Source organism: Tropicimonas aquimaris, assembly GCF_042676185.1.
Classification (GTDB): Bacteria; Pseudomonadota; Alphaproteobacteria; order Rhodobacterales; family Rhodobacteraceae; genus Tropicimonas; species Tropicimonas aquimaris.
In genome coordinates this window covers 37219-43218 of sequence record NZ_JBHTJT010000017.1, presented here as the reverse complement: position 1 = coordinate 43218, position 6000 = coordinate 37219, and the positions used below count along the sequence as shown (strand labels likewise).

Genomic DNA, 6000 nt, shown 5'->3' with positions numbered 1-6000 from the left:
GCACGCGCGAAAACCTCATGCAGGGGGCCACGCAGATCAAGCTGATGGCAGGCGGCGGCGTCACCTCAGCATATGATCCGATCCACACGATCCAGTTCACGGACGACGAATTTAAGGCCGCTGTCGAGGCGACGGAAGCCTGGGGCACCTATGTGACCACGCACGCGATCAACAATGAAGCCGTTGTTCACTCTATTGAAAACGGCGCAAGAAGCGTCGAGCACGCTCATATGTCCACGCGCGAGACGTTGCAGCTCTTCAAGGACAAGGACGTGTGGCTCAGCATGCAGCCCTTCCTTGACGACGAAGACGCACCTGCCCTGAACGAGTTCCAGAAAGCCAAGTACAAGTTCGTCACCGACGGGACCGATTTTGTCTATCGCACCGCCAAGGAACTGGGCCTCAAGATCGCCTTCGGCACCGACACGCTGTTCAGTGCGGACCTCGCGAAACGGCAGGGGGCCGTGCTTGCCAAGATGCAGCGATGGTTCACTCCCTACGAGACGCTCAAGATGGCCACCTGCGACAACGCCGAATTGCTGAAGATGTCGGGTCCGCTGACGCCGTATCCGCTCGGCCCGCTGGGAGTCATCGAGGAAGGTGCCTATGCAGACATGATCCTCGTGAACGGCAACCCGCTGGAAAATCTCGACCTGATCAGCGACGCGAAGGCGAACTTCGGCATGATCATGAAGGATGGCGTCATCTACAAGTACGACATGGAGTAACGGAAGATGCTGTTTAGGACACTTATCGCGTCTTCCCTTGTCCTCGCGGCTTCGGTCGCGGGGGCACAGGAAGATCCCGCTGGCCCGATCTTGATCACCAACGTCAACGTCTTCGACGGACTGAACGAAGAGTTGATCGAGAATGCCAACGTCGTCATCGATGGAAACCTCATTACGCAAATCACGACCGATGAGGTTGCGGTCGCTGGCGGTCAAGTCATCGACGCTGGCGGGCGTACCATGATCCCGGGGCTCACGGATTCGCATTGGCACATGAGCCTTGCCGAACTGCCACAAACCGCAGCCCTCTTCGGAGATGCCTACGAAGTTGGCGCCCGCACGGTGATCGCGGCAGAGCGCACGCTGATGCGCGGCTTCACGACGGTTCGCGATCTGGGCGGCAACTCCTTTGCCGTGCACAAGATGATCGAGAAAGGTGAGGCCGTTGGTCCGCGTATGCTGGTCTCAGGTCCTCCGCTCAGCCAGACGGGCGGACATTACGACTACCGCCTGCCTTATGAAGTCCCGGCGCCGGTGGGCGACACACTCGACTTCTGGGGACGAAATGGCCTCGTGGTGATCGCCGATGGTGTTCCGCTGGTGCAACAGCGCGCGCGGGAAGTCTTCCGCATGGGAGCCACCCAACTGAAGATGGCCGTGGGCGGAGGCGTGGCATCGGTGTTTGATCCCCTCGATGTCCGGCAATACTCGCTGGACGAGGTAAAGGCCGCCGTCGATGTCGCGGAAAGCTACAACAGCTATGTTGCCGTCCACGTCTTCACTGACAATGCCGTGCAGATGGCGATCGAGGCCGGCGTCAAAAGCATCGACCACGGCTTCCTTCTGGGGCGCGAGACACTGGAACTGATGAAGGAAAAAGACGTCTGGCTGAGCATCCAGCCGTTGCTGGACGACGAGGACCGCATGACCTTCCCCAATCCTGAATCCACCAAGAAGTGGCTTCAGGTCACCAGCGCGACCGAGACCATCTATCCGATGGCCAAGGAGATCGGGGTGAAGATCGCTTTCGGCACCGACGCTCTGTTCGACAAGGCAACGACAGACCGTCAGGGCAAACTTCTGAGCAAGCTCGAAAAACTTGGGTTCACGCCTTTCGAGGCGCTGAAAATGGCCACATCGGACAATGCCGAACTCTTCGAACTGGCCGGTCCGCGGCACCCGTATCAGGAAGGTCCGCTGGGTCAACTCACCGAAGGCGCCTATGCCGACCTTATTCTTGTCGATGGCAATCCCCTGAAAGACCTCAGCCTCGTCGCCAATCCTTGGGACAACTTTGATCTCATCATGAAGGATGGCGTCATCTACAAGTACGACATGGAGTAGCGCCTGTTTTTTGGCTAGACTCAAACATCTTCGGATCGTTTCGGCGACTTTGGTCGCCGGAATGAAAATGCGCCGAAGCCGCTGGCTGGCTCGACGGGCCCCACTGCGGCATCCAGTGTTGCTAGTTCGGGTCGAGGACGAACGAATAGCTTCCTGCCACTTTGATTGAAACGAGAGCCATTTCAACAGGTCCAACTCAACGCCACCTCAACCGAAATACGCCGTTTTTCTCCGTCGTTTGCCCCCGAAAGCCGCCCAACGTCACCCAGCGCCGAGATAGGAAATTCGCGAAATCAAAGGCTTGCCGCACAAGTGGCTGATTTTTATAAGTTATTGGAATCTATCAATTATCGGCTCATAACCTGAAGGTCGTAGGTTCAAATCCTACCCCCGCAACCATCGATACCTGCCTACCCTGGGAGGCGCTGTTCAAGCGCATCTCAGAGGTGGCAATAACAGACTCCGCTCTCTCGATTTCCTTTCTTTGCTGGTTAGTCATCTGATCAAGCCGACGAGGCTTGGCATGGGGGGCACTTGGCCCCGCCATGCTCAAGATCGCAGCAAGATCACCCTTCATATCAGCGACCAACGCGGAGCGATCCGCATTGGGAGTTAATATGATCTCGTCCACCAACGTCCGAATGATCTTCGCACTCTCTGCGCGATGCTCATCGTCGTTGAGTGATTCCATCAGGCTTCGGATCGCATCTGCATATCGATGCGCCATGTTTGGGTGGATAAAGACTGGCACCTCTTCCTTCGCATCGAGAGTCGCTTCCAGAGCTTCCTTCCGCTGTTGAAGCGCGGAGACTTCATCCTTCAGGAACTTGACGTCCATCCCGTCCAGGATCGCCTGCATGTACTTCTTCATGTCACGTTCGATCTTAGCGATCTCCCGACGGTTCCGTTCAATCTCCGCGTTCTGTTCCATCCGACTACGATTCACGTGTTCGGTGTACTCCTTGCAGAAAACATCGACCAAAGCCGGGTTCATCAGCCGTGAGCGAAGGGCATCAAGCACCAGATACTCGATATGGTCCTTGGCAATCGTCGTCCGGTTCGCACAAGTGCCTTTGTTGCGTGACGTAGAACACCCGTAGTGAGACCGCGAGATCATCGACATGCCGCCGCCGCACTCACCACACTTCAACAGGAACGACAGCAGATTCGCCGGGCGACGTTGATTGCCATAGCCCTGCCGCTTGTTCAAAACGCCTTGATACTCTTTAACCTTGTCCCAAAGTCCTTGCTCGATTATACGCAGCTCCGGCATCTCGACGGTGATCCAATCCGACTCTGGATTGAGCCGCGCGACCTTCTTCCCAGTGCTCGGGTCTTTCATATAACGCAGACGGTTCCAAACCTGTCGCCCGATGTAGAGCTCGTTATTGATGATCCCCGTCCCACGTTGGCGATTGCCGTAGATCGTGCTTGCACCCCAACCTTTCCCTGAAGGACCCGGCACGCCATCCTTATTCAGATCGAACGCGATCTTCCTGGGCGACTTACCCTTCACATATTCTTCGAAGATGCGGCGGACGATTGAAGCTTCATATTCATTGATCGTTCGCTCGCCTGTGATGCGCTCACCGCGTTCGTCCAGCGATTTCACGGTGTCATATCCATAGGATTTCCCGCCCGCGCTCTTTCCGGCAAGTACGCGCCCTTCAAGCCCACGGTGCGTCTTGCGGCGAAGCTCTTTCAAGAACATCGAGTTCATCGTGCCCTTGAAGCCCACCATCATATCATCGACTTCCCCTTCGCTGCGCGTCACCAGACGCACATCACAGAAGCTCAGCTGCTTGTAGATATGGGCGGTATCTTCCGTGTCCCGGCTCAAGCGGTCCAGAGCTTCAGAGACTACGATATCGAATTGACCATCGCGCGCATCGGCCAAGAGTTTTTGAATGCCTTTGCGCGTAATCATGCTGGCACCAGAGATGCCAGCATCCGAATAACAGTCTACAACCGTCCAACCCGCATTGTCGGCATATTGTCTGCAAACTCGAACCTGATCTTCAATTGATCTTTCGTCTTGCAGTTCAGATGAATATCTTGCGTAAATAACAGCGCGTTTCATAAATCACTCTCCTTTTGTTGATCTGCCATTTTACGCGCAACCTCATTTCATCGTTAGTTTTTTCTGATCCTTATCCGCAGAAATTCTTGCCAGGTGCCGGACCAACTCCAAAACACGTTCGTCCTGACCCTTCGACGCTTGATCGAATTCGGTTCTGCATGTCCTTATTGGCTCTCTGGCTTTTGTATTCATTACCCCAATTAACCTTGTCTTTTCTTTCCATAATATCATTATTGGCTTTTACTCCGCAAATTTCTGCGGGGGTTCCAAAGAATAGCCATCCGAAAAGAGACAGGATCATGAGCCAGAGTCCTCGTGCTTTTTGTGTCGTGATCGGCTTCGCCGACACCCTTCACATGGGCACGCTTTCTTTGCTTATCTTGCTATGATATGTAGCAGATACAATCATTTGAGCAAGCATGAGCAACATGCGCGAGCAGGGTTTCACAGGACGGCTTGAAGAACGAAGGGCGCTCAGAAGCGCACTTCAAGCCCTTCATGCCCAGAGAATAAGTGATCAGCGTATCGCCGACCTTCTCTCCGCCTACCTCGAAGGCGACCGCATCCCAGGCTATCCCAAGGCATCCACAGCGCCCGTATCGCGCCCGACGATCCAACGTATCCGCGTTTCCGACGACCGCACCCTGATCAGCATGCGGCCATCGACAGTCGGGACGCTCTACACATTCCTTCGTCACTGCGCAGAGCTTCCGACCGAGTTGTTTGATGACAGCATCCGCATCCATTCATCCCACGCCTACGCGCCGCTCCTAGAGGCGCTGGAACGCCATGTCGGTGCCAATGACGGGCCGCTCTCCAACGCATCTCTCAGGAGCCTGGAGGGCACGTTCCATCTCTATCGCAAGGCGTGGACGTCGCCGTCATCGCCGACGTACCTCCGATGCGTCCTGCGCTTCGAGTGGGTAGGTGACGCGCTCTTCTATACCGAAGAGCAGCGCTTCACTGACACGGTTGCCCGTGTCCCCGTGGACGAGATCGATCAGGGCGTCGTTATGCCCTACGGGATGAACGTCGTGTTGATCGGCAGGGGGCAGTCCAAGGACCTCCTGAAGTTCTTCTCGATCCACGAATTCGAGCCCTTCCCTGACGGGCATCTTCATGTGCATGCCTTCGCGGGCAACTTCATTGCCGTCTACAGCAAGGGGCCGCACCCCGGCTTCCGTGCCTACGCCCAGCGTGTCGTGGACAGTGACGAGGCGTCCTGCGCCTTCATCACCGAAGATGAGATGGACGAAACCATCCTCGGCCATCTGACACGGTAAGCGCGCGGTACTACCATCGCGCCCGTGGTACTACCGGGCTTGTGGGCCGCAATCTCGGCAACCAAGAATCCCGAGAGGGTGGAGAGCGAGGCGGTACTACCAAGCGGTACTACCAACCTTCCCAGACCTGTCTGGTACTACCAGTTTTCTGCCACTTATCTCTGGCCGCAAGATGTGTACGGTAGTACCGCACCATCTTGGCAAGGGGACCCGCTGCGCGCCCCCGTTGCATCCCCCCGGCTGTGGCTCGACCTGGGCCTTGAACCCAAACCGAGCCAGCAAAACGTATCGCCGTTTCATCACTCGCGGGAGACTTCGCTCTCCCTGCACCCATCGACCAAGGGGCTATCGCGACCCCTTGGAACCCACTCGCAGGACTTGGAGACATCCCTCTCCACCTGCACCGAACCATGGACAATCTGACGCCCGATTGATCACCGATCAGGGGAGCGTTCCTGCTACCCCCGATACCCCCATGACCACCGTTTCACCGCTGGACCAGATCAGGGGCTATCGCGCCCCCTGAACCCACTCGCAAGGAGACATCAGCTCTCCCTGCACCCAT

4 protein-coding genes are annotated in these 6000 nt (G+C 56.4%); 3 read left to right on the top strand and 1 reads right to left on the bottom strand.

Annotation, left to right across the window (positions count from 1 at the left end):
• Together ACFQ2S_RS11825 and ACFQ2S_RS11820 are read left to right on the top strand one after the other, a co-directional pair.
• Positions 1-728: amidohydrolase family protein (locus ACFQ2S_RS11825; protein ID WP_386074685.1), on the top strand; the 728-nt coding region annotated here is incomplete at its 5' end.
• Between the two features lie 6 nt (positions 729-734).
• The gene (locus tag ACFQ2S_RS11820) at positions 735-2072 is read left to right on the top strand and encodes a metal-dependent hydrolase family protein (protein WP_386074683.1); all 1338 of its coding nucleotides are present in this window, start codon (positions 735-737) and stop codon (positions 2070-2072) included.
• A 355-nt stretch (positions 2073-2427) separates the two neighbouring features.
• Here ACFQ2S_RS11820 and ACFQ2S_RS11815 read toward each other — a convergent pair whose 3' ends face one another.
• Entirely contained in the window at positions 2428-4152 is a 1725-nt protein-coding gene (locus tag ACFQ2S_RS11815) for a recombinase family protein (protein ID WP_386074681.1), read from the bottom strand.
• A 419-nt stretch (positions 4153-4571) separates the two neighbouring features.
• Here ACFQ2S_RS11815 and ACFQ2S_RS11810 point away from each other — a divergent pair, with 419 nt between their 5' ends.
• Positions 4572-5435 carry a hypothetical protein gene (locus ACFQ2S_RS11810; protein WP_386074680.1) on the top strand — a complete coding sequence of 288 codons (864 nt, stop codon included), beginning with the start codon at positions 4572-4574 and terminating at the stop codon, positions 5433-5435.
• The last annotated feature ends 565 nt before the right edge of the window (positions 5436-6000 follow it).